Source organism: Embleya sp. NPDC001921, from assembly GCF_053594475.1.
Window position 1 is genome coordinate 71,127 of sequence record NZ_JBSFEO010000047.1, and the last position, 25,508, is coordinate 96,634.

Annotated in this window: 15 protein-coding genes; 7 read left to right on the plus strand and 8 right to left on the minus strand. The window is 71.6% G+C overall.

Annotated elements, in window-relative coordinates:
• Positions 1–75: 75 nt before the first annotated feature.
• Complete coding sequence (locus ACWCPW_RS40095; protein ID WP_449766535.1) at positions 76–2,379, minus strand: TOMM precursor leader peptide-binding protein; 2,304 nt, start codon at positions 2,377–2,379, stop codon at positions 76–78.
• Between the two features lie 469 nt (positions 2,380–2,848).
• Between ACWCPW_RS40095 and ACWCPW_RS40100 the strand changes: the two genes are divergently transcribed.
• The 5 genes from ACWCPW_RS40100 to ACWCPW_RS40120 all read left to right on the plus strand — a co-directional run bounded on the left by ACWCPW_RS40100 (position 2,849) and on the right by ACWCPW_RS40120 (position 7,343).
• Positions 2,849–3,238, plus strand: coding sequence for a hypothetical protein (locus tag ACWCPW_RS40100; protein ID WP_449766536.1), 390 nt, complete (start codon positions 2,849–2,851; stop codon positions 3,236–3,238).
• A gap of 42 nt (positions 3,239–3,280) precedes the next feature.
• Positions 3,281–3,640 (plus strand): hypothetical protein, encoded by a 360-nt coding sequence (locus ACWCPW_RS40105; protein WP_395868007.1) that lies wholly within the window; start codon positions 3,281–3,283, stop codon positions 3,638–3,640.
• A gap of 216 nt (positions 3,641–3,856) precedes the next feature.
• Positions 3,857–4,966 (plus strand): hypothetical protein, encoded by a 1,110-nt coding sequence (locus tag ACWCPW_RS40110; protein ID WP_449766537.1) that lies wholly within the window; start codon positions 3,857–3,859, stop codon positions 4,964–4,966.
• 51 nt (positions 4,967–5,017) lie between these two features.
• Positions 5,018–7,135, plus strand: coding sequence for a radical SAM protein (locus tag ACWCPW_RS40115; protein ID WP_449766538.1), 2,118 nt, complete (start codon positions 5,018–5,020; stop codon positions 7,133–7,135).
• A 13-nt stretch (positions 7,136–7,148) separates the two neighbouring features.
• Positions 7,149–7,343 (plus strand): hypothetical protein, encoded by a 195-nt coding sequence (locus ACWCPW_RS40120; protein ID WP_449766539.1) that lies wholly within the window; start codon positions 7,149–7,151, stop codon positions 7,341–7,343.
• Here ACWCPW_RS40120 and ACWCPW_RS40125 read toward each other — a convergent pair.
• The gene (locus ACWCPW_RS40125) at positions 7,276–7,572 is read right to left on the minus strand and encodes an acyl carrier protein (protein ID WP_449766540.1); all 297 of its coding nucleotides are present in this window, start codon (positions 7,570–7,572) and stop codon (positions 7,276–7,278) included. The genes ACWCPW_RS40120 and ACWCPW_RS40125 overlap by 68 nt on opposite strands.
• Before the next feature lie 74 nt (positions 7,573–7,646).
• Positions 7,647–9,389, minus strand: coding sequence for a fatty acyl-AMP ligase (locus ACWCPW_RS40130; RefSeq protein ID WP_449766541.1), 1,743 nt, complete (start codon positions 9,387–9,389; stop codon positions 7,647–7,649).
• Between the two features lie 465 nt (positions 9,390–9,854).
• Here ACWCPW_RS40130 and ACWCPW_RS40135 point away from each other — a divergent pair, with 465 nt between their 5' ends.
• Positions 9,855–11,438 carry an MBL fold metallo-hydrolase gene (locus ACWCPW_RS40135; protein ID WP_449766542.1) on the plus strand — a complete coding sequence of 528 codons (1,584 nt, stop codon included), beginning with the start codon at positions 9,855–9,857 and terminating at the stop codon, positions 11,436–11,438.
• Between the two features lie 165 nt (positions 11,439–11,603).
• On the opposite strand, the gene ACWCPW_RS40140 is transcribed toward ACWCPW_RS40135, so the two are convergent.
• From ACWCPW_RS40140 to ACWCPW_RS40160, 5 genes are all read right to left on the minus strand, one after another.
• Positions 11,604–12,644: a hypothetical protein gene (locus tag ACWCPW_RS40140; protein ID WP_449766543.1), complete on the minus strand. Its 1,041-nt coding sequence runs from the start codon at positions 12,642–12,644 to the stop codon at positions 11,604–11,606.
• Positions 12,641–13,555, minus strand: a complete 915-nt coding sequence (locus ACWCPW_RS40145; protein WP_449766544.1) for an ABC transporter ATP-binding protein — start codon at positions 13,553–13,555, stop codon at positions 12,641–12,643. The genes ACWCPW_RS40140 and ACWCPW_RS40145 overlap by 4 nt, the downstream gene beginning before the upstream one ends.
• Positions 13,556–13,559: 4 nt before the next feature.
• Complete coding sequence (locus tag ACWCPW_RS40150; RefSeq protein WP_449766545.1) at positions 13,560–13,985, minus strand: GntR family transcriptional regulator; 426 nt, start codon at positions 13,983–13,985, stop codon at positions 13,560–13,562.
• A 187-nt stretch (positions 13,986–14,172) separates the two neighbouring features.
• The gene (locus ACWCPW_RS40155) at positions 14,173–16,107 is read right to left on the minus strand and encodes an ABC transporter ATP-binding protein (protein WP_449766552.1); all 1,935 of its coding nucleotides are present in this window, start codon (positions 16,105–16,107) and stop codon (positions 14,173–14,175) included.
• 17 nt (positions 16,108–16,124) lie between these two features.
• A complete protein-coding gene (locus ACWCPW_RS40160; protein ID WP_449766546.1) occupies positions 16,125–16,925 on the minus strand; it encodes an alpha/beta fold hydrolase in 801 nt (266 codons plus the stop codon).
• A 557-nt stretch (positions 16,926–17,482) separates the two neighbouring features.
• On the opposite strand from ACWCPW_RS40160, the gene ACWCPW_RS40165 reads away from it, so the two are divergent.
• A partial coding sequence (locus tag ACWCPW_RS40165) for an amino acid adenylation domain-containing protein (RefSeq protein ID WP_449766547.1) occupies positions 17,483–25,508 on the plus strand: 8,026 nt, incomplete at its 3' end.

Here is a 25,508-nt window from a genome sequence, read left to right on the forward strand (position 1 = left end):
CGGTCCGGGGCGCGAGGCCGGAGCCGGCCGGCCCGGGGCGCGGCACGAGGCCGCGCTCCCGGGCCGCCCGGGTGCTCAGAAGAAGACGCTGTACGGGTTGAGTTCGGCCTCGGGCGTGGGCGCGTCGAGCCAGCCGAGCCGCACCGGGGTGTCGTACATCCGGCCCGGACCCAGGCGCCGCCAGAAGTGCCGCAGCCCCGGCACCATCACCTTGGCCACGTGCAGCTCCAGGTCGGGCAGCGACTGGTCGAGCACGATCACCTCCAGGTCGACCGCGCGCAGCCGGTCCACCGTGTTGCGGATGTCGCGCGCGATGTCGCCGCTGTGCAGGGTTCCGTAGCCGGCCAGGGTGGTGGCCGGCAGGTGCGGCGCGGGCAGCGCCCACGGCTCGCGCTCGGCGGTGGCGGTGTGCAGCCAGGCCAGGGTGTGCGGGTCGTCCTCCCAGTACTTGGTGGTGCCGTCCGGGTTGCGGTTGATCACCGCCGGGAGGAACTGGTTGACCTCGGTGAGCGCGCGCAGCACCGCGATCCGTACGTCCAGGTGCGCGCCGAAGCCCAGCAGGATGTCCTCCACCGGGTGGTCGGTGCGCCGCGAGACCGCGGCGAACGTGGGCACACCCAGGTCGGTGGTGATGTCGACGACCTCCAGGGTGCGCTGCATCCCGGCGTAGAACTCGCGCAGGGTGTCCACGTACGGCTCGCGCAGCGAGTCCAGGTCGAAGCCGGGGCGCAGCGCCCGGTTGTACCACCACAGGCCGACCGCGTCCCGCTCGCAGCTCTCGAACAGGCCCTGCATGATCGCCTCTTCGAGGGTGTTCCCGGAGGCGTTGCCGTTGCCGTCGCTGAAGCAGAAGAAGTGCTCGTGCAGGTCGGGGTGGCCGAACCAGGAGTAGCCGGCCGGTACCAGGCGGGGCCGGTCGCCGGTCAGCGACCACGCGCGGGACCACTGCAGGCGCCGGTCCTCGTCGAAGCGCTCGGGCACCAGGTGCAGCCGTCCGGCGGATTCGCGGTTCCACCTCTCGCGCGTCTCGTACTGGTTGTCGGAGTACAACAACAGGTCGTAGGGGTGCACGGCCAGGTCCGGGCCCAGTTCGGCGAACGAGCCCGGCTCGGTGGTGCGGTCCTCGCGCCACACGCCCGAGTAGCGCTCGATCGCCTCGCAGACCCCGCTGACCCGGGCCTGGACGTCACTGCGGCCCTTGCCGCCGCTCTGCCCGCGCAGGTTGCGCCGCAACATCGCGATGTTGTGCCCGGGGACCGCGAAGTTGTGGCTCGCCGAGTAGCTGAAGGTGACGCCGTTGTCGACGTCGTTGAGCAGGCGCAGCGAGCTGATCGCGCCGAGCAGCCGGCTGATGTGCTTCTCCAGGCGCTTGAACGTGTCGTCCGGGCGCATCGTGCGGTGGCCGCCCTCGTCGTCGAACACCACCGGCTGGTCGGCGAGTTCGATGCGGGGATCCCGGTCGAGCAGGAGCGAGGGGTCGCCGCAGGCCGGACACTGGGGTCGGCGGATCAGGCGGTGTTGTTCCAGGCGCCGGCCGGCGACGTGCAGCGAGACCAGCACGCCCTCGTGGTCGGAGCGGCCCGCGGCCAGCAGTTCGGCGGCGGACGCCGCCACCAGGTGCGCGGACAGGCCCACCGACCACGCGGTGGCGGCCAGCGACGTGCGGATCGGCTCGTCCGCGACGGTGCCGTCGTCGCGCCGCCGCAGGAAGGTTTCCACCTGCTGGTTGCCGGCCAGCCGGTGGGCCAGGCAGTGCCAGCAGCCGGTCTTCCCGGGTACCAGGTAGGGGCCGGTCCACACCTCGGCGCCGGTGGGCTTGGCGAGCAGCCACGGCAGCCCCTCGGCACGCAACCGGGCGTCCATCGCGTCCAGTCGGGGGTCGAGGTAGTCGTCGGTGAGCACCACCGTCAGGTCCGGTCCGCGCCGTCCCCCACTCGCCCCGGCGCCGACCTCGGCCGGGGTCACCGGGGTCACCGTCGCGCCGATCTCGCGCAGCGCGGCGACCACGGCGGCGGCGTCCACCGCGCCCAGCGCGGCGACCTCGATCCGGGCCTCGCCGAGCCGGCGCAGCGCCGTCGCGGTGTCCAGTCCCAGGCCCTCCCAGGCCGCGGCGGCGGCCCGGTCCTCGCCCACCGCGCCGTCCACCAGGTGTCCGAAGCGCTGGAACTTGGAGACGGCGAAGACCACCTCACCCATGGTGAAGCGTTCGGCCAGCTTCTCGGTGATCTCCGCGATGGTGTGCGTGCCGTCGAGATACGGCAACACGGCGGTGACCGCCTTGCCCTGGACGAGGTAGTGGCCGTCCTCGCAGACGAGGAAGACCCGGTCGGGACCGAAGGCGCGAGCGACGAGATGTGCCTTGAGACGAGGCAGGTCCACGAATTCTCTCCCGGCGTAGTCGAAATTCCACGAGCGGCGTCGACGGCTGCTGCCGGTAATTCTTAGCCGCCGCCGATACGCCCGGACAAGGTCGTTTCGGCGATTCCCCGCTGTTTCTCCGGTACTCGCGCACTCGGGTATGGGGGTGCTCCTCGGATCCCTATCGGGGGGTGCCGCCTAACGTTGGGGGGTGCCCCGATTAGCCTCCCGGACCGGCGCTTTGACCTGCGGGAGGTGAGGGGTGGGAGGTGGGGGAGGGGCGCCGTAATCATGGGATCCGGCAATTATGAATTCGGGCATTGACGGGCTGCCGGCCGCCTCCGCATGCTTCCGGTATCGCAGCCGACGTCGATCCGAATCCGGCGTGAAACAGGCGCCGAGCAGGTGAGACATCGTTATTCCGGACCGATTCGAATCGGCGCGGAATTCGCTGCACGACCCGAAGTCGGACCCCATGAAGGAGATTCGGATGGACCCCAGGGACAGGGCCGCGTTCGTCAGGTCCTACACGAAGGTGTTGACCGCGGCCTGGTCGGACGACGAGTACGCGGCCCGGCTCGAGAACGACCCGCGCTCCGCGCTGGCCGAGCACGGCCTCGAACTGCCCGCCGGCGCCACGGTGCGCATCGTGCGCAACCTCGGCGGCGAGCCGGACCTGGACAGCCAGGTCGAGCTGTGGGAGAGCGGCGCCGAGACCGGCTCGTACGAGCTGCGGGTGCCCAACTCGCCGCAGATCGAGCTGCGCGAGCTCTCCGAGGCCGACCTCGAGTCGGTCGCCGGCGGCGGCCTGGACTCGCCGCAGAACCCCGACGACACCACGTACTGCTGCTGCTGTTCTCCGTGCTGCTGCTGCACCTGATCGGCAGCGCACCCGACCGACGTCGCGGAGAGGAAGGCTCGCATGGAGCCCAGGGAAAGAGCCGCGTTCGTCGGCTTCTACGCCAAGGTGCTGACCTCGGCGTGGTCGGACGACGACTACGCGGCCCGCTTGGAATCGGACCCGCGAGCCGCCCTCGCGGAAATGGGCTTCGAGCTACCCGCCGGTGCCACGGTCAGCATCATCCGTGAGGCCGGTGGCGAGCCCGACCTGGAGGCCCAGGTGCACGCCTGGGCGGAGGGCGCCAAGACCGGTCGATACGAACTGTGGGTGCTGGACTCGCCGTTGCTGGAGACGCGCGAGTTGTCCGAGGCCGACCTGGACTCGGTCGCCGGCGGCGACGCGTACAGCTGCTCCTGCTCGCCGTGCTGCACCAGCACCTGATCCAGGCCCGATCGGCCGCGTGAGCACCGATCGACGCCCGATCGAGTGCCGATCGGCCGCACCCGCGCCCGCACGTGATCGCCCGCGCCCGCACCCGATCGGCACGGGGGAGACCCCCTGATCCACCGCTGTCCGTACAGCCGGTTCCGGCGCCCCGGGAGTCGTCCTCCCGCGGCGTCGGAACCGCCCCGTTCCACCGACCCGAGGCGGAGACAGATGCCCGGACCTGCCGCGCCGGATGTGCGCGCACCGCGCCCCCTCCCGGTGCGCGTTACCGCCGCGCCCGGCGAAGCCCGCCGGGCGGCCTCGGGCGTTCGCCGCCGGCTGGCCGCGCTCGTCGCGGCCGTGCTGGTCGCCGGCGCCGTGCTGGCCGGCTGCGGGGACACCCCCGCCGACGACCCCAAACCGGCCAAACCCCAGGGTGCCGCGCCCCCGGTGGGCGTGGAACAGGCCACCCGGCTGCTGCACGAGTACGCCGCGGCCAACACCCGGATCAACGCGAGCCTGGACCCGGCCGCGGTGGACGCGATCGAACTGCCGCCCGCCTCGACCGGCAGCAAGGCCGGACTCCAGGTGGCCAAGACCCAGGCGGTCGTGGTGCCCACGACCGGATACGTGCAGCCCAGGTTCGTCTTCCCCCGACTGACCGGCTATCCGAAGTTCTTCGTGGCGATCACCCAACTGCTCCAGTCCGACACGGTCTCCCCCTCGCCCAAGTACCTGCTGTTCGTGCAGGAGCGCGAGGACGCGCCGTGGAAGGTCGCCTACTACCCGTTCGTCACCGACCGCTCCGAGATCCCCGAACTGGAACAGGACGCCGGCGGCGGGGCCCCGGCGGTCGCCGATACCGCCGGTCTGCTCGCCGACCCGGCCGCGCTGGGGCGCGCGTACCAGGACTACGCCCAGGGCAAGCGCGACCCCAAGGTGCCGCTGTCGCCGACCAAGACGCTCACCGGGCAGCTCACCGGCGGGTGGACCGCCGGAGTGCAGGCGCTGCGCGCCAAGGGCGCCCTGCTGGAGCGGGTGATCCCGGCCGACGCGCCGCGCTACCCGACGTTCCTGCTGCGCACCCGCGACGGCGGCGTGCTCGCCTTCACCGCCGTCCAGGTCCGGGACACGATGACCGCCTCCGGCGGCAAGGACGGCGTACCGCTGGACGCGGGCAGCCGCGAGGCCGCGCTCGCGGGCAGTCCCGAGGGAGCCCGCGCGCCGCAGTACGTGGTCGACCGCCTGGTGGTCTCGCTCAGCCACATCCCGCCGGCCGCCACCCCGGGCACCGGCGTGCAACTGATCGCCTACGGCGACTACGCCCTCTCGGTCACCTGAGCACCCGCGGGCCCATCGCGTCGCCACCGACCCCAGCAGGAGGCTCCCCGGATGTCGCCGTCGCCCGCCGCACCGGCCCGTCGCCGCCAGGTCCACCTGGTCGAGCTGACCGTGATGCCCGGCGTCCGCTACAGCGCCGTGCTCGGGCAGCTCCAGGCGGCGGCCCAGGCCGATCCCGGGCTGGCCGCCGCGACGACCTTCCACAAGCACGTGCACCTGCAGGGCGGCGGCGCCTACCCGCGCGCCGCCCGAACCGTGCTGGACAGCCTGGACGACCCGCTCGCGGTCGCCTTCACCGTCTACTTCTGGAACCGGGTCCGCACGTTGGAGCTGGCCCGGCGGGTCAAGGAGCGCTGGCCGCGCTGTCGGATCGTGGTCGGCGGCAACGACGTCACCCACCAGCAGCGCGAGCTGTTCGCCCAGGCGCCCTGGGTGGACGTACTCGTGCACGGCGAGGGCGAGTTGCGCTTTCGGGACCTGCTGTCGGCGTTCCTGGCACACCCCGAGGTCCCGCTCGCCGACCCCACGCTCGGCGCTGCGTTGGCCGCGATCCCCGGGATCAGCCGGCCCGGGCCGAACGGGCGCCCGATCGACACCGACGCCGCGCCTCGGGTGAGCGACCTGGACGCGCTCCCGTCCCCGCTGCTGGATCCGGGCGTGTGGTCGGACCAGGATCTGGCCGCGTCCCGGATGATCGTCTACGAGACCAACCGGGGTTGTCCGTACTCGTGCGCGTTCTGCTACTGGGGCGGCGCCACCAACTCCAAGGTCCGCCAATACTCGCTGGAGCGCATCCGGGCCGAACTCGAGCGGATCGTCACGCACGCCGGCAACGGCACCCAACTGTTCATCGCGGACGCCAACTTCGGCATCCTGCCGCGCGACACCGAGATCGCCCGGCACCTGGTCGAGTTGTGCGCGCGGCACCGCAAACGGCTGCTGGTGATGACCAACTGGGCCAAGAACACCAACGGGCGCGTCGTGGAGATCGCCTCGATCCTGCACCGGGCCGGCCTGACCGGCGCGATCACGCTGTCCGCGCAGTCCTTCGACGCCGAGGTGCTGCAACTGGCCAACCGCACCAACATCCGGGTGGACAACTACCGGCGCATGCAACGGCAGTTCCGCGACCGGGGCATCCCGACCTACACCGATCTGATCTGGGGCCTGCCCGGCGAGTCGCTGGCCACCCACCTGGACGGCGTCGAGGAGGCGGTCGCCGCGGGCGGATCGCCGGTGGTCTACCCGCTGCTGCTGCTCAACAACACCGACTACACGCACGCGCGCTTTCGCGACGAGCACGCGCTGAGCACCCGACGCATGCCGTGCGACCCGGGCAACACCGACCTGATCGCCGACGTGGTCACCGGCCACGCCCGGATGGACTTCGAGGACTGGCTGCGCGGCATGGAACTGCGCATCCCGCTCACGCTGTTCCACAAGTGCCTGTTGCGCTGCACGCTGCGCGTGCTCGCGCACACCACCGGCACGCGCACGGTCGACCTGGTCGCGGCGCTGGGCGAACACCTGCGCGCGGGCAACCCCGACCCGATCGCCGCGTACTGGTTCGGCGACTACACCCGCTCGTGGCGCGAACCCGAGCGCTTCCCGCGCGAGGCGCTGTACGCCGAACTCGGCGACGAGTTGATCCACGAGGAGGTGCACTACCAGGCGATCCTGCACCGCGTGGTGCGCAACCCCGACCGGGCTCGGCAACACGCGTACGCGGCGGTGGACTTCCTCTACGAGCGGCTGGGCGCGGACCCGGTCGCGGCGGCCCGGCTGCCCGAGCGCGCGGAGCTGGACCGGGTGACGGAGCTGGACCTGGCCGCCGCCGCGGTGTTCCGGGCCGGCATCCACAAGGTGGCCGAGACGCACGAGTTCGCGGTGCCCGGCGCGCTGTGGGCGATCCTGCGCGAGCACGGCGACGTCCCCCCGGCCGACGACGAGATCGCCGCCGACACGGACACCGGCACCGGCGTCGGCGTGGACACCGATAGCGACGCCGGTCCGGTCCGGGGCCGGGTCGCGGTGCCGCGGGCCCGGATCCACTACCCGTTCAGCGCGTACGCCCTGTCCGTGTGGCACGGCAGCGGCCGGCCGATCCACGACTGCGCGACCACCGCCCGATCCGCCGGCCGGCCGCTGCCGGCCCCCACGCTCCCTTGAGATCGAGGCAGTCATGAATCGCACCGTGCGGGTGGCCGGCCCGATGCTCTACGCCACCGCGATCGTCCTGGCCTTCCTGCTCGACACCCGGGCGGGCGTGCTGGTGTGCGTGGTCGGCGGCATGCTGCTGGGCGTGTTGTTCACGGTGGCCCGTCGCCGCCGACCGTCGCGTCCGCCGCCACCATCCGGCCCACCAACGACTCGGTGAACGCGGCGACCGTCGGGAACTCCCAGAGCGCGTCCGGTTCGATCTCGAAACCCACCCGCTCCTCGGCCTCGGCGAGCACGGACAACGCCGCCACCGAGTCCAGCCCGTAGTCGGTCATCGGCGTGCCGGGATCGATCGCGTCGCGCGAGAGCTTCAACTCCTCGGCCAGAAAGTCGCAGAGCCAGCTCTGCAACTCGGCCCGCAGGACGTGCGCGGGAGAAGCGGGCATGTGCGGCTCCTTGGTCACGGCGCCGCGCGGCGCGGGGATCGATCCGATCCGATCCCGCGCGCCGGCGCGGACGGCTACTGCGGATCCCGGTAGAGCGAGGCCAACCGGCCCTCGTGGAACAACTCGCGCATCGCCGAGCGCTGGACCTTGCCACTGGTGGTGCGCAACACGGTGCCCGGGCTGAGCAGCGCCACGGTGCCCACCCGCACGCCGAACTCGCGGCCCACGGTGTGGCGCATCGCGGCCGCGAGCGCGGGCAGGCGCTCCTGGGGCACCCCGGTCACCTCGTGGGTGACCACGACCTCGGCGGACCCGGCCGTCGAACCGTTGGTGCCGGTGTCGAACACCACGCCCACCCGTCCCAGTTCCGGGTGATGGACGCGCAACTCCTGCTCCACGTCCTGCGGATACACGTTGCGCCCGTGCACGATCAGCATGTCCTTGAGGCGACCCTGTACGTACAACTCGCCGTCGTGGAGCACCCCCAGGTCGCCGGTGCGCAGATAGTCGCCGTCGTCCTCGCCGGGCGCGGTGCGCGCGCCGAACACGCCGCCGCCGTCGCCGTGCCCCCAGTAGCCGCCCGCGACGCCCGGTCCGCGCACCCAGATCTCGCCCAGGCGGCCCTCGGGCAGCACCTCGCGCGAGTCCGGATCCACCACGCGGATCTCGCACGCCTCGGTGGGCGGGCCGCAGCTGATCACCTCGCGCGTGGCCCCGCCCCGCGTCGCGGGCACGAACGTGCCCCGGGCGAGCGCGCCCAGGTCCACGCGTGTGGTCAGCGGCGTCCGTCCGCGCCGCCCGGACACGTACAACGTGGCCTCGGCCAGGCCGTAGCCGGGCAGCAGGGACTGCGGCCGGAAGCCGGCCGGGGCGAACCGCTGCGCGAACGCGGCCAGCACGCGCGGGTCGATCGGCTCCGAGCCGCACACCGCCACGTCCCAGCGGGACAGGTCCAGGCCGGCCACGTCCGCCTCGCCGATCTTGCGCAGGCACAGCTCGAAGGCGAAGTTGGGCGCGAACGAGACGTTGACGCCGTACGCGTCGATCAGCCGCAACCAGCGCAACGGGCGTCGCACGAAGGCGCTCGGCTGCATCTGCACGGTGCTGCCGCCGGCCAGCAGGCCCCACAACAACTGGGCGTTGAGGCCCATGTCGTGGTAGAGCGGCAACCACCCGCCCAGCCGCATGTCCTCGGGCCAGGTCATGGCGCGCATCCCGGCGAGGGCGTTGTGCAGGATGTTGCCGTGCCGCACGACCACGCCCTTGGGGCTGCCGGTCGAGCCCGAGGTGTATTGCAGCAGAGCGGTCGTGGATCGGTCCAGCGGCACCGGTGTCCAGGCGTCCGCGTCGTCGGCCAGGCCCGGTTCGTCGCCGGCGACGACCGGGACGTCGGCCGTTCCGGAGCCGGCGAGCCACTCGCGCACCTCGGCCGCGTCGGCGCACGTGGTCAGCACGGCGCCGATCCCGGCGTCCGCCGCGATCCCGACGAGTCGTTGCCGCTGATGCCGGTATCGCCCCGGCAGGGGAGCCGGGATGGCGATCATCCCGGCGTACAGGCAGCCCAGGAAGGCCGCGACGAACTCGAGACCGTTGGGGTGCAGCAGGAGCACCCGCGAGCCCGGCGCGAGGCGCTGTTGCAGCCAGGCGGCCCGGCCGCGTGCCTCGCGGTCCAACTCGGCGTAGGTGCGGCGCCGCAATCCGCCCACCGGGTCGTCCGGATCGGCGAGGAAGGCCACCGCCTCGGCCTGCGGCCGCTCGGCCGCGTGCCCGCGCAGCAGCGTCACCAGATCCGGCGCGTGGTCCAGGTCATCGATCATGCGAGTGTCCTTCGGCGGCCGGGCGGAAGTGCTCGGGCATGGGAAGGTGCGTGCTGCGGGAACGGACGAGGGCGTCGGCGAGCGCCGCCGCACCCGGCCCATGGCCCACGGACACTACCGGCGCCGACACGGGGCGGACAGGCCGGCCGGCCGCGGCGGCGGGTACACCGCGGCCCGGGCGCCCGGGCCGGCCCGGGCGTTCAACCGATGCGCCGCCGCAGTTGAACGCCTGTACGAGCAGGCGCGGTTGTCCGTCCGCCCGACCGGTCCGAAAATGGCAGCGGCGGTGCCCGCATCACCCTTCTGCCCGGGCGCCTTCGTCCAGGGCCGACGTCGGATGTCCGCCGATGGCGCCGGTCGCGCCGCCGTGAGCGGCGCACGACGCGGCGCACGCACGCCATGGCTGCCTGGTCTGCCCGCCAGGGTCGTCCATTTCCCCGGATCTCCTCGAAGCGGAGTGCCCAGATGACGGATACACCTGTTTTCCTGCGCTCGAAGGTCATCGTCGAACCACTCGTGGACAGGTTCTACGCCTGGCTGCACACGGTGGCGCCGATCCAGGCGGCGATGAACCTGGCCTATCTCCAGGTGCCGATGCTGGAGTCGTACGTGCAGTCGCCCCAGGTGCACATCGCCGCCAGTGACAACCCGGCGCTGCGCGGGGGCTACTTCGTCAACATCGGCGCGGAACGCTCGGCCGAGGTCAAGGAGTTGCTGGAGACGATCAAGCGGGAACGGGCGGACATGCTGCGCCTGGCCGCTGCGGTGGCCGAGGCGCAGGAGCTGCTGCGGGCCAACGCCACCGGGTTCGACCTGACCCCGCTGTACCCCAAACTCCCGCCCGAGCTGGGCGGCCTGGTCGAGTTGGCCTACGACACCGACAACCAGGCCTCGGTACGCTTCATCGAGCCGCTGGCCTACGCGAGCGAGGCGTACGTCGAGTCCCGACAATCGGTGCAACTGTCCCTGGAGCCGGGCACCGAGCGGCCGTTCATCCTGAGCACGCCCCGGCTGCCCGGACCGGACGTGCTGGAACTGCCCATCCCCTTCCGGCATCCCGGTCTCGAGGAGTTGTTCCGCGCCCGCACCACGGCGAGCACGCTCGGCCGACTGCGCGAGGCGCTCGAACTCGACGACGCGCAGGCCGGACAACTGGGTACGCTGCTCAGCGATCGGCCCAGTCTCGCCGAGGATCGGCACATCGAGGCGGGCGGCCGGATCCGCTACTTCGGGCACGCGTGTCTGGTACTCCAGACCCCCGAGGCGGCGATCGTGACCGACCCGTTCATCAGCGCGGACAGCTCCGCCGGCGACCGGTACACCCTGGACGACCTGCCGGACCGGATCGACCTGGCGCTGATCACGCACGGCCACCAGGACCACATCGTGCTGGAGACGCTGCTGCAACTGCGCGGCCGGGTCGGTGCGATCGTGGTCCCGCGCCCCTCGCGCGGCAACCTCGAGGACCCCTCCATGGCGCTGATGTTGCGGCACATGGGCTTTCCCGTGATCGAGGTCGACGACTTCGAGGAGGTGCCGTTCCCGGGCGGCAAGGTGGTCGCCACGCCGTTCCTGGGCGAGCACTGCGACCTGGACATTCGGGGCAAGTCGACGTACTGGGTGGAGCTGGCCGGGCGCACCGCGTACGTGGGTGCGGACTCCTCCGGGATCGACCCGCAGCTCTACCGGCACGTGCGCAACCACCTGGGCACCGCGCACTACGCGTTCCTGGGCATGGAGTGCGACGGCGCGCCGCTGACCTGGCTCTACCAGGCGCTGCTGACCAAGCCGGTGACCCGCAAGATGAGCAAGTCCCGCAAGCTGTCCGGCTCGAACGCGGAGCAGGCCGCCGCGATCATGACCGAGCTGGGGGCGAACGAGGCGTACGTCTACGCGATGGGCGAGGAGAGCTGGCTGGGCCACGTGATGGCCACCACCTACAACGAGGACACCTACCAGCTCAAGCAGGTGGACGAGTTCCTGACCTGGTGTGCCGACCACGGGATCAAGGCCGGGCACCTGTTCGGGCAGCAGGAGTGGCGCTGGTGACATCCCGGCGTGCCGGTTCGGTCCCGCGTCCGCGGGAGTGCTGACCCGGCGCCGACCCGCACGCCCGATCGGCCGACCGCGTCCCACGCGGTCGGCCGATCGGGCGTGCGGGGGAGTTGCCGCGGCCGGCGACCGGTCCGGTGGGACCGGCCACGGGCCACCGGCTCAGGTGAGGCTGCGGGGGATGCGCCAGAGCGCGAAGCCCGCGAGCAGCAGCGCGCCGCCGAGGAAGATCGCGGTCTCGGCCCACTGGAAGGTCCAGTACCGGCCGGCGGGCTGGTACTTCACGTCGAAGTGCAGGTTCTGCGCGGCCAGGCACTCGCCGGACTCGGCCAACCCGGACTTCGCGGGCTCCAGGCAGCTCTGCACCTCGGGACCGGTGGTGGCGGGCTTGCCGTCGGCGGTGCGGATCTTGGTGGATCCGGTCAGCACCCACGCGCCCGGCATGCGGTAGTCCTCGATGCGCAGCGTCGCGCCGGTGGAGACCCGTTCGTCCGGTCCGCCGGCGTCGCCGTCCAGGATGAAGCTGCTCACCCGGGGCAGCGTGGTGCCGTTCACCGCGACCGCCGCCTCCTTGGCCGGGAGCATGTGCGGCCGCACGTACGGCATCACCACCTGCACGAGCGCGAAGAGCACCAGCGTGACGGCCATGGCCGGCAGCGTGCGTCGGATCAGCAGGCCGATGGTGGTGCCCAGGACGAACGCGAAGACGGCGTAGCCCAGCGGCACGAGGTTGCGCGCGTCGAAGACGAGCGGGGTGAACCGGGTGCCCTGGAGCCGGTCGAAGGGGCGGGCCGCCCAGGTCAGCAGGGCGGAGAAGACTCCGGTGAGGACCAGCGCGGCGACGGTGATCACGGCGAGCTTGACCGCGAGCCAGCGCGCGCGGGTCACGCTCTGGTTCCAGACGAGTCGGTGGGTGCCGCTCTCGAGTTCGCGGGTGACCAGCGGCGCGCCCCAGAAGGTGCCCAGGATGGCCGGGACGACGATGAGCAGGGCGCCGACGAGGGTCAGTTGCGCCTTGTAGTCGGATTCGAAGGCGTCCTTCGCGGTGGCGCAGGTGTTCAGCGCCTGGCAGCCGACGATGTGCGCGTCGTAGTCGTCGCGGATGGACAGGCCGAGGAAGACCAGGTAGATCGCCAGCACGGCCAGCGCGCCGAGCGCGATCAGGGCCTGGGTGCGGAATTGTCGCCAGGTGAGCCAGATCATCGCGGGGCCTCCGAGGTCTGGATCCGGGTACGCGGCGTGGGCAGCCCCGCGGCGCTGTCGGCGGCCTGGGTCATGTAGGCCAGGACCATGTCCTCCAGGTCCACATGCTCGGCGGCACTGACATGGTGCGGCACCGTGCCGGAGGTTCGCACCACCAACGTGCTCTGCCGCGCGGTGTGTTCGGCGGTGACCACGTTGATCGCCGAGGGCAGCGCGTCGAGGTCACCGCGTGCCCCGGTCAAGCGGTAGTGGCTGGCCAGCAGTTCGTCCACCTCGCCGGCGAGTTGCACGCGTCCGGCGGCGAGCACGATCAGGTAGTCGCTGACCCGCTCCAGGTCGGAGAGCAGGTGCGAGGAGAGGATGATGCTCACGTCGATCTCGACCACGACCTCCATCAGGTTCTGGAGGAACGCGCGGCGCGCGAGCGGGTCGAGGGCGGCCACCGGTTCGTCGAAGATCAGCAGCTCGGGGCGTTTGGCCGCGGCGATGGTGAGCGCGAGTTGGGCGCGCTGGCCGCCGGAGAGGCGGCCGGCCTTCTGCGCCGGGTCCAGGCCGAGTTGGCGGATCCGTTCCTCGGCCAACCGCCGATCCCAGCGCGGGTTCAGCCGCGCCCCCATGCGCAGGTGGTCGGCGATCGTCAGGCCCGGGTACACCGGGGTGTCCTGCGCGACGAAACCGACCCGGGCTAACTGGTCGGCGCTCGCGGCGGGTCGGCTGCCGAGCACGCTGATGGTGCCGGCGGTCGGGGCGATCAGGCCGCAGGTCAGACCCAGCAGCGTCGATTTGCCGGCCCCGTTGGGGCCGACCAGGCCGATGATGCGCCCGGAGGGCACGCTCAGCGTGCAGTCGGCCAGGGCGTCGTGCCGGCCGTAGCGCTTGCCGAGTCCCTCGGTTTCCAGAACCGGAGTCATTGCCTCACCTTTCTGGTGTTCGCACGTTTTCCGTATGGGCTGCTTCGGTGGACCGCAGCGTGGTCCGGAAGGTGGTCATGAGCAGAGCCTCGATGCTGTCCGTGGTCAGGCCCGCTGCCTGGGCCCGGTCCAGCCAGCCCCGCAACTCCTCGCGCAGGCTCTCGTGTGCCGCCAGCGAGCCGTCGGTGAGCGTGCGGGTGACGAAGGTGCCCACGCCCGGCCTGGGCGAGACCAGGCCCTCGTGTTCGAGCTCGCGATAGGCCTTGAGCACGGTGTTGGGGTTGATCGCGAGCTTGGAGACGACCTCCTTGACCGTCGGCAGCTGGTCGTCGACCGACAACATGCCCAGGCGCAGGGCCTGTCGGACCTGATGGACCAACTGCAGGTACGGGGATACACCGGAGCGGGTGTCCAAATGGAAGTCGATCATGGTCACTCCGCTTTAACTAGGATGCTAGCACTTTAGTCTACTGCGTGTGGCGTGGCGCACACGGATTCGAACACGATCGCCCACCGGTGAAACGACGAAACGGCCGGGGTGCGCCGCGATGTCGCGGCGCACCCCGGCCGTTCCCGGGCGGACCGGGCCGATGGGAGGGGGGAGAGGGGCGTTGCGGTCAGGCCGGTCCCGGCGCGGCGGTCTCCGGGAGCAGGTCCGGGTCCGGGACGTCCTTGCGCTGGGCGAACTGCGTGCGGTACAGGTCGGCGTAGATGCCGCCGGCCGCCAACAGGCCGTGGTGCGTGCCGCGTTCCACGATCCGACCCGCGTCCACCACCAGGATCTGGTCGGCGTCGCGGATCGTGGACAGGCGGTGCGCGATCACCAGCGAGGTCCGGCCCTTGAGCGCGGTCTCCAACGCCTGCTGAATCGCCGCCTCGGACTCCGAATCCAGGTGCGCGGTCGCCTCGTCCAGCACCACGATCGGCGGCGACTTGAGCAACAGCCGGGCCAGCGCCACCCGTTGCTTCTCACCGCCGGAGAGCCGGTGGCCGCGGTCGCCGACCACGGTGTCCAGGCCCTCGGGCAGCGCGTCGATCACCTCCTGGATCCGGGCGGCCTCGCACGCGGCGACCACCTCGGCCTCGGTCGCCTCCGGGCGGGCGTACATCAGATTCGCCCGGATCGTGTCGTGGAACAGGTGCGCGTCCTGGGTGACCACGCCGATCGTGTCCCGCAGCGAGGTCAACGTCAGCTCGCGCAGGTCGTGCCCGCCCACCCGGACCGCGCCGCGAACCGGGTCGTACAGCCGCGGCACCAGATTGGTGATCGTGGTCTTGCCCGCGCCCGAGGAGCCGACCAGCGCGGTCATCCCGCCCTGCGGCACGGTGAAGCTCAACTCCCGCAACGTCCAGTCGTCCTGCGCCGTCTCCCGCACCCGCGCCCCGGTGCTCTCCAACGAGGCCAGCGACACCTCCTCGGCGCGGGGATAGCGAAACCACACGTCGTCGAACTCCAGATCCAGGCCCGACGTGCCGTCGTCGCTCGCCGCGGGCAGGTCGTGCGCCTGCGGGTCCTCCACGATCAGCGGTTGCAGGTCCAACACCTCGAAGACCCGATCGAAGCTCACCAGCGCGGTCATGAAACTCGCCTGGATGCTGGAGAGTTGATTGATCGGCCCGTACAACCGCAACAACAGCGCGACCATCGCCACCAGCGCGCCGATCTCCAGGGTGCCGTCGATGGCCAGCCGCCCGCCGAACCCGTAGACCAGCGCGGTGGTCAGCGCGGTCAACAACGTCGCCAGGATGAAGAACAGCCGCGCGTACACGTTCGAGACCACCGCGATGTCGCGCACCCGGGCCGCCCGCCGCGCGAACGCGTCGGACTCCTCCCCCGGGCGCCCGTACAGCTTGACCAGCATCGCACCCGAGACGTTGAAGCGCTCGTTCATCATCGAGCCCATCTCGGCGTCGAGTTGCATCTCCTCCCGGGCCAGTCGTTGCATCGCCCGACCGAAGTACCGCGCGGGCACCAGGAAGATCGGGATCAGCACCAGCGCGGCCAGGGTGATCTGCCACGAGAGATAGAACATCGCGGCCAGCACCAGACCCACCGTCAGGAACGTGGACACCGCCTGCGTCAACAACGTCGTCACCGCCTGCTGCGCACCGATGATGTCGGTGTTCAGCCGGCTGACCAGGGACCCGGTCTGGGTGCGGGTGAAGAACGCCAACGGCTGCCGCTGCACGTGCGTGAACACCTCGGTGCGCAGCTCGTAGACCAACCCCTCGCCGACCCGCCCGGAGAACCACGCCTGGCAGTAGATCGCCCCCGCGTCCACCACGGCCAACACCGCGATGGCCACGGACAACCACACCACGACGGAGAAGTCGCCCGGCCGGATGCCGTCGTCGATGACCGTCTTCAACATCAACGGACTCGCGGCCATGATGACCGCGTCCACGATCGTCGCCACCAGCGCCAGCACCACCCAGTGGCGGTGGCGGCCCGCGTACGGGAGCACGCGCCGGACCGTGCCCGGCGAGACCCGCTGCCGGGTGATCGAATCGTCCAGGCGCAGCGTCGGCCCCATGCCCGGGGCGGCCATCATGCTCACGGAACTTCCTCTCAGTACTTTTCGAGGAACTCGACGATCACCGAGTTGACCTCCTCGGGACGTTCCAGGTGGCCCAGGTGGCCCGCGTCGGGGATCGTGACGAGGTCGCAGTCCGGGATGGCGTCGGCCACCTCGGCGGCCAGATGCACGGGAGAGATCAGGTCGTCGGCGAACGCCACCACCCGACACGGCACGGTGATCCTGCCCAACTCCGCACGCCGATCCACGTCCAGGTCCACCCAGGCCTGGCCACCGGTGGAGTCCGCGTCGCCGGACAGCTCGAAGATCTCCAGCCACGGCGCGGCCGAGGCGTCGTCGTTCAACGTGGTCGGCGACAACATCTGGATCGCCGTGTTCAACGCGCGATAGGCGGGCGGCAGGCGTACACCGTCCCGCTCCACCGCCCGTTCCGCGAGGGTCTGCGCGCGCCGGACGGCGTCCGAACGGGCCCGCGTGGCGATGAGCACCGCACTGTGCACCGACTCCGGGTGGTGTACCGCGAGTTCCTGTGCGATCAAGGCACCCAGGGAAAGTCCGACCAGGCGACACGGAGCCAGATCCAACGCGTCGATCAGACCCTTGGTATCGGCCACCATGTCCTGGAGCGAGTATTTCCCCGGCGGCACATCCGAGGGCGCGATTCCCCGATTGTCGAAGACGACCGTCTCGAATCCCGCCCGATGCAGCGCGGGTGTCTGATGCAGGGTCCAGACCCGGCCCGCGGCGCCCGAACCCATGATGAGAAGAACACTTTCCCCGCGACCCGAGCGCTCGTAGGAAAGCCGGATGCCATTGGCGTGCAGGTAAGGCATGGTCGATGAGTTCCATTCGCCGTCGGGAACGGGATGCCGCCCCCGGGCCACGCCGGCCCGAGCGTACGCGCCCCGACCGTAGCGGGCGCCGAGGCGACCGGCTCGCCGCGAACTCGCCGCGATTCACCATGTCATCGGCAGGCCACCGGGCTCAACGCGACCACCTGGGACGACACCCGCGAGCGGGGCCCGCGGGTGTTCAACCGTGGCGCCGCCGCAGTTGAACGAGCGGCGCCGAATCCGCCGAACGCCCAACTGCGATCGACCGGTTGACATCCCCCGAGCACGCTGATGAGGATGACGGCCGGAAGCGAAGAGAATCCCGAAAAAAGCCGCCCAGGCAAGGCCGGACGCCCTCGACCGGAAGGGCGGCAGCAAATCCGGTCGAGTCGGATCCGGCCGAGAATTCCGTCGACGCACGGGTGAAACCGACGACGGATTCCCGAATCGGCACACGCCGCGGACCACACTCGTCTCGGCCGGTCCGCACGGATCTCCATGGAGAAGTACCGACCTTCTCCCGGTCGCGGCCGCCGACATCACCTGGGGGAGAGCGAATGGCCGCAACCGCGCCTGGGCTTTGGGAACTGACGGCCGGTCAACTGGGCGTGTGGTACGCGCACCAGGTGGCACCGGAGCACACGGTCTACAACGTCGGCGAATACCTGGAGATCCACGGCGACGTGGACGTGGACCTGTTCGTGAGCGCCGTACACCGCGTGCTCGACCAGGCCGAGACCCACCGGCTCCGCTTTCGCACCGTCGACGGCGCACCCCGCCAATACCCGGACCCGGCGGACGAGCACCCCGTGCGCGTGGTCGACGTCGGCGCCGAGGCCGACCCGCGAGCCGCGGCCGACAACTGGATGCGCCGCGACCTGGCCCGCAGGCTCGACCCGTGCACCGACCGCCTGTTCACCTCCGTCGTGCTCACCCTGGCGCCCGGCCGGGTGTTGTGGTATCAGCGCGCCCACCACCTGGTGATGGACGGCCACGCGGGATCGCTGATCGCCGACCGGGTCGCCCGCGTCTACACCGCGCTGCTGGCCGGCCGCACCCCCGACGAACCGCCCCTGGAATCGGTCTCGGTGCTCATCGACGCCGACCGCGCCTACCGCGCCTCGGCACACTTCGAGCGCGACCGGCGATACTGGCACGACACGCTCTCCGGCCCCGCCGAGACCTCGGCCCCCGACACCCGCTACGCGCGCAGCCTGCCCAGCGCGCAGACCCGGCACAGCGACGCGGTCGACCCGCGCGACACCACCCGACTCAAGGCCGCCGCGGCCCGGCTGCGCACCAACCTCCCCGGACTGGTCATCGCCGCCGCCGCCGCGCACCAACACCGCAGCACCGGCGCCCGCGACGTGATCCTGGGCATCCCCGTGCTGGGCCGAACCGGGCGCCGCGCACTCGCCATCCCCGGCATGACCTCCAATGTGATGCCGCTGCCCCTGCGGCTGGACCCGCGAACCACCGTCGGCGAACTCGTCGCGCAAACCTCCACCGCCGTGCTCTCCGGCCTGCGCCACCAGCGCTACCGCTACGAGGACATGCTCCGCGACCTGAACAGCGTCGACGGCGCGGCGCTGTGCGGCCTGGTCGTGAACGTGATGAGCTTCGACTACTCGATGCGCTTCGGCGACTGCCCCGCCACCGTCCGCAACCTCTCGCACGGCCCGATCGTCGACCGCCAGCTCAACGTCTACGACCGATCCGCCGACACCGGCCTCGACATCGACGTCGACGTCAACCTCGACCTGCACGACCCCGAGACGGCCGGCGACCTCGCCACGCGCTTCCTGCGCGTGCTGCGCAGCATCGCCGCCGCCGACCCCGCCGACCCGATCGGCCGGATCGACCTGCTCGACCCGGACGAGCGGCACACGCTCACCACCCGCGGCAACGACACCACCACCGCGGTACCGGCACTGACCGCCGCCGACATGTTCCGCGCCCGGGTCGAACACGCACCGCACGCCCCCGCCGTGCTCTCCGACACCGACCGGATCGACTACGCCGAACTCGACGCCCGCGCGAACCGCCTGGCGGCCCACCTGACCGCGCTGGGGGTGGGCCGCGAATCGGTGGTCGCGGTGGTCCTGGACCGAGGCGTCGAGCTGATCGTCGCGCTGACCGCCGTGCTCAAGGCGGGCGCCGCCTACCTGCCCGTCGACCCGCGCCAACCACTGGAACGCCTCGCGTACATGCTCACCGACAGCCGCGCCTCGGTCCTGCTCGGCTCGGACGACCTCCTCGACGACCTCCCCGTACGCGGCCTGCTCACCGTCGCCCTGGACGACCCCTCGGTCCGCGCCGCGATCGACGCCCGACCCGCCGACCCGATCCCCGCCCGCGCCCGGCTCGCCGACCTGGCCTACGTGATCTACACCTCGGGCTCCACCGGACGACCCAAGGGCGTGGCCCTGACCCACGCCGGCATCGCCTCCCTGGTCACCGCCCAGGTCGACCGGCTCGACGTCACCCCGGACAGCCGGATCCTGCAATTCGCCTCGATCGGATTCGACGCCGCGACCTGGGAAATCGTGATGGCACTGTGCACCGGGGCGGCCCTGGTGGTGGCCCCGGCCAAGGAACTGCTCCCGGGCAGCGGCCTCGCCGACGTGATCACCCGACACCGGGTCACCCACGCCACGCTGCCACCGGCGGTGCTCCCCCTCCTCGACCCCCGAGACCTGACCCGTCTGCGCACCCTGGTCTCCGCCGGCGAGGCCCTCGGCCGCGAGCAGGCGAGCCGATGGGCACCCGGCCGACGCATGATCAACGCCTACGGGCCGACCGAGACCACCGTCTGCGCGACCATGTCCCGGCCGCTGCGCCCGGACACCGACCCCGACATCGGCACGCCGATCACCAACTCCCGGGTGTACGTCCTCGACCACTGCCTCGCCCCGGTCCCGATCGGGGTCACCGGCGAGCTCTACGTCGCCGGCCCGAGCCTGGCCCGGGGCTACCTGGGCCGCCCGGGGCCGACCGCCGAACGCTTCGTCGCCGACCCGTTCGGGGCCGGCGGGCGGATGTACCGCACCGGAGACCGGGTGCGCCGCACCCCCGACGGGCAACTCGCCTTCGCCGGGCGGGTCGACGAGCAGATCAAGATCAGAGGCTTCCGGATCGAACCGGCCGAGATCGAGGCGGCACTGCGGACCCACCCACTCGTCGGCCAGGCCGTGGTGATCGCCCGGGAGAGCGATTCCGGCGACCGGCGGCTGCTGGGCTACGTGGTCGGCCCGGAGGCCCCGGGCGAGGCCGGCGGCGCCGTCGCGGGCACGGTCGCCGACCTCGACGTGTGGGGCGACGGTGCCACGGCCGAGGCGCTGCGCCGGTTCCTGGCCCAGCGGTTGCCGGAGTACATGGTGCCCTCGGCCATCGTGCCGCTGCCCGCGTTCCCGCTGACCGTCAGCGGCAAGATCGATCGCAACGCGCTGCCCGACCCGCGATGGCACACGGCCGTCGACAGGCCGACCACCCCGGAAGAGGACATCCTCCGCGGGATCTTCGCCGACGTCCTGGATCTGCCGTCGGTGGGACCGGACGCCAACTTCTTCGAACTCGGCGGCCACTCGCTCCTCGCCGCCCGACTGATCTCCCGCGTCCGCGCACTGCTGGGCGTCGACCTGGAGATGCGCGAGCTGTTCCGCACCCCCACCCCCGCCGGTCTCGCCGCACACCTGTCCGGCGCGATCACCGGCTCGACCCGCAACCGGCCCGTGCTCGCCGCGCAGACCCGTCCCGACCGGATCCCGCTGTCCTTCGCACAACAACGACTGTGGTTCCTGGCCCAGTTGGAAGGACGCGGCACCACCTACAACGCGCCGATCATCCTGCGGTTGTCCGGCGACCTGGACCCGGCGGCCCTGTCCGCCGCGCTGCGCGATGTGCTGGAGCGGCACGAGGTGCTGCGCACGGTGCTCCCGGCCGAGGACGGCCGCCCGTACCAGCGCATCCTGCCGACGAACGAGGCGGGGTGGAGCCTGTCGACGATCCACCTCCCGGAGGACGAACTTCCCTCGGCCGTACAGCGCGCGGCGACGCACGCGTTCGACCTCGCGGTGGAACCTCCCTTCCGGGCCTGGTTGTTCGCGGGCGGTGACGACGACCGCGCCGCCGAGGCCGGAGGCGAGGCCCGGAGCGGTTCCGATCCCGCCCCCGGATCCGGCGAGTACGTGCTGGTCGTGGTGGTGCACCACATCGCCGCCGACGGCTGGTCGATGGGACCGCTCGGCCGCGACATCTCGACCGCCTACGCGGCCCGGCGGGCGGGTCGCGCCCCGGACTGGGCGCCGTTGCCGGTCCAGTACGCGGACTACGCCCTGTGGCAGCGGGAGTTCCTCGGCGCGGAAGACGATCCGGACAGCCCGATCCGAGCCCAGATCGACCACTGGCGCACGGCCCTGGCAGGTGCTCCCGAGGAGTTGGCCCTCCCCGCCGACCGAACCCGGCCCGCCGTCGCCGGCCATCTCGGACACAGCGTCCCGCTCGACGTGCCCGCGGACCTGCACCGCGCGTTGGTGGAACTGGCCCGGGCCGAGGGGGTGACCGTCTACATGGTGCTCCAGGCGGCCCTGGCCCTGCTGCTGTCCCGCCTGGGCGCCGGTACGGACATCCCGATCGGCTCGGCGGTGGCCGGCCGTACCGATGAGGCGCTTGATCCCCTAATCGGCTGCTTCGTCAACACGGTCGTCGTGCGGACCGACCTCACCGGCGACCCCGAGTTCACCGAACTGCTGGCCCGGGTCCGACGCACCACCCTGGGCGCCTTCGCCCACCAGGACGTGCCCTTCGAGCGACTCGTCGAAGAACTCGCCCCCACCCGGTCCACGGCCCGGCACCCACTCTTCCAGGTCGTGCTGACGATGCAGGAAGACGTCGAAACGGTGCTGGAACTACCCGGCGTCACCGTTGAGTTGCTACCGGAAGAACGCCCCGGGGTGAAATTCGACCTCGACGTCATGGTGACCGAGACCTTCGACAAGCGGGCCGAACCCGCGGGACTCACCGGCTCGGTGACCGCCGCCGTGGACCTGTTCGACGCGGATTCGGCCCGTACCATCGCGCGACGCTGGGTCCGGGTGCTGCGCGCGGTGACCGAGAATCCCGACATCCGGGCCGGCCGGGTGAGCCTGCTCGACCGGGCCGAGCGGACCCGCGTGCTGGCCGAGTGGAACGACACCACGCTCCACGTTCCGCGGCACACCATCGCGCAGCTCTTCCGCGCCCGGGCCGCACGGACCCCCGACGCCCCGGCGGTGACCTGCGGCGGAACGCGCACCTCGTACGCCGAACTGCGCGAGCACGCCGACCTGGTGGCCCGGTACCTGCTCGAATCCGGTGTCGGACCGGAATCCGTGGTGGGCCTGTGCCTGCCCCAGGGCCTCGCGATGACCTCGGCGATCCTGGGCGTATGGCAGGCCGGTGCCGCGTACGTCCCGATCGACGCCCGCCAACCGGTGGACCGGATCGCCTTCCTGCTCACGGACAGCCGGGCCGTGCTGCTGATCGCCACCGAAGAGGTCCTGGACGACCTCCCGGCCGGCAAGGTGCGCATGGTCTCGATGGACGACCTGCCCACCGGGCCGGGCACGGCGGACCCCGTACCGGATCCGGTGCTCGATCCCGCCGGACTGGCCTACGTGATCTACACGTCCGGGTCGACCGGTACACCCAAGGGCGTCGCGGTCACCCACGGCGCGCTGGCCAACTACGTGACCTCGGTGCCCGCGCGCATCGGCCTGGGCACACCGGGAGCCCGCTACGCGCTGCTGCAGTCCCAGGTCACCGACCTGGGCAACACGACCGTGTTCACCTCCCTGGTCAGCGGCGGCCACCTGCACATCCTCGACGCCGACACCGTGCTCGACCCCGAAGCCGTGACCGACTACCTGGCCGAGCACCGGATCGACCACGTCAAGGCCGTACCCTCCCACCTGGCCGCGCTCGCCGAACGCGGCGGCCCCGCCTCCGTATTGCCCGCCCGCACCCTGATCCTGGGCGGTGAGGCGGCCCCGGCGCCGTGGGTACGCGAGCTGCTGCACGCGGCCGGCGACCGCGCCGTGTTCAACCACTACGGGCCGACCGAGACCACCATCGGCGTCACCACCACCCGGTTGACCGCCGCGACGGTCGAGCACGGCGTGGTCCCGATCGGCACCCCCATCGGCAACACCCGGGCCTACGTCCTCGACGAGGCCCTGAACCCGGTGCCGATCGGGGTGACCGGCGAACTCCACATCGCCGGCGCCGGCCTCGCGCGCGGCTACACGAACCGCCCCGGACTGACCGGCGAGCGCTTCGTGGCCTGCCCGTTCGGCACCGGCGAGCGCATGTACCGCACCGGCGACCGAGCCCGTTGGACCCCGGACGGACGACTCGCCTTCGCCGGTCGGGTCGACGACCAGGTCAAGATCAGAGGCTTCCGGATCGAACCCGCCGAGATCCGGGCCGCCATCCTCACCCACCCCCTGGTCGCCCAGGCCGCGGTGATCGCCCGCGAGGACGCGCCGGGCGGCCCCCGCCTGATCGCCTACCTCGTCCTCGTCCTCGTCCCCGACCCGAACCGCGACGACGAGGAACCGGTCGACGCGGTACGGGCGTTCCTGGCCCGACGGCTGCCCGAGCAGATGCTTCCCTCGGCCCTGGTCGTCCTGGACGCGCTGCCCCTCACCGGCAACGGCAAGCTCGACCGAGACGCGCTGCCGACGCCGGAACCCGGCACCGCCGCATCGACCGGACGCGGGCCCGCCAACCCACAGGAGGAAATCCTGTGCGGCGTCTTCGCCGACATCCTCGGCCTGGACGCGGTGGGCGTGGACGACAACTTCTTCGAACTGGGCGGCCACTCGCTCCTGGCGACCCGACTCATCTCCCGGGCCCGCTCCGCACTGGGCGTGGAACTCGAGGTCCGGGCCCTGTTCGAGACACCGACCCCGGCGGGCCTCGCCACCGCGCTCGCCGACGCCGATCCCGCCCGGACGGCCCTGGCCGCCCGGACCCGCCCGGAGCGCATCCCGCTCTCCTACGCACAGCAACGCCTCTGGTTCCTATCGCAGTTGGATGGTCCCGACCCGACCTACAACATCCCGGTGGCCGCCCGCCTGACGGGCGACCTGGACCGTACGGCCCTGAGCGCGGCGCTGCGCGACGTGATCGCCCGGCACGAGGTGCTGCGCACCGTGTTCACCGTCGTGGACGGCGAGCCGTACCAGGACATCCTGGATCCGGACGAGACCGGGTGGCAGCCGACGTTGGTCGACGTCGCGGCGGACGACATGGCGGCCGAGGTGGCCCGGATCGCGACACGCACCTTCGACCTGGCGACCGAGCCGCCGATCCGGGTGTGGCTGCTGTCCGCGAACGCCCGGGAACACGTCCTGGTGGTGGTGCTCCACCACATCGCGGGAGACGGCTGGTCCTGGGGGCCCCTGGGCCGGGACATCGCGCGGGCCTACGCGGACCGGCGCGCGGGACGGGCGCCCGCGTGGGCGGCACCGTTGCCGGTCCAGTACACCGACTACGCGCTGTGGCAGCGGGAGTTGCTCGGCGGTGCCGACGATCCGGACAGCGTTCTGGCGCGGCAGGTGAGGTTCTGGCGGGATGCGCTCGCGGGGGTTCCGGAAGAACTCGAACTGCCCGTCGACCGCCCGCGCCCGGCCGTGGCGACCCACGCCGGCCACAGCGCCCCGATCGAGATACCGGCCGAACTGCACGGCCGCTTGGTCGAGTTGGCGCGTTCCGAGGGCGTGACCGTGTTCATGGTCCTTCAGGCGGCGTTGGCGGTGTTGTTGTCGCGGTTGGGTGCCGGTACGGACATCCCGATCGGGTCGGCCGTGGCGGGGAGGACGGACGAAGGGCTGGACGAGCTGGTCGGGTGCTTCGTCAACACGCTCGTGTTGCGCACCGACCTGTCCGGCGATCCGGCCTTCCGTGAGGTGTTGAGGCGGGTTCGTGAGACGGGACTGGCGGCGTTCGGGAATCAGGATGTGCCGTTCGAGCGGTTGGTGGAGGAGTTGGCGCCGGCGCGGTCGTTGGCGCGGCACCCGCTGTTCCAGGTCATGTTGACGCTTCAGAACGCCGGTCGGGCCGGATTGGAGTTCGACGGTCTGGACGTCGAGACGGTCTCGGGGATGAAGCCGGCATCCAAGTTCGACCTGGAGTTGAGCCTCGCGGAGATCGTGGACGAGCGCGGTCGCCCGGCCGGCCTGTCGGGGGGTCTGACCGGCGCCGCCGATCTGTTCGACGCGGCATCGGTTGCGGCGGTCTCGGACCGACTGGCGCGTGTGCTGCGCGCGGTGGCCGACGACCCGGGTGTCCGGCTCTCGGCGGTGGATGTGCTCACCGGTGATGAGCGGTCTCGGGTGTTGGTGGGGTGGAACGAAACGGCTGTGGAGCTGGTCCCGGCTTCGGCTTCGGCTTCGTCTTCGGGTTCGTCTTCGGGTTCGGCTTCGGCTTCGGGTTCGGCTGCGGGTTTGGGTTTGGGTTCGGTTTCGGTTGTGGGGTTGTTCGAGGCTCGGGTGGTGGCGTCGCCGGGTGCGGTGGCGGTGGTGTTCGAGGGTGTGGGGTTGT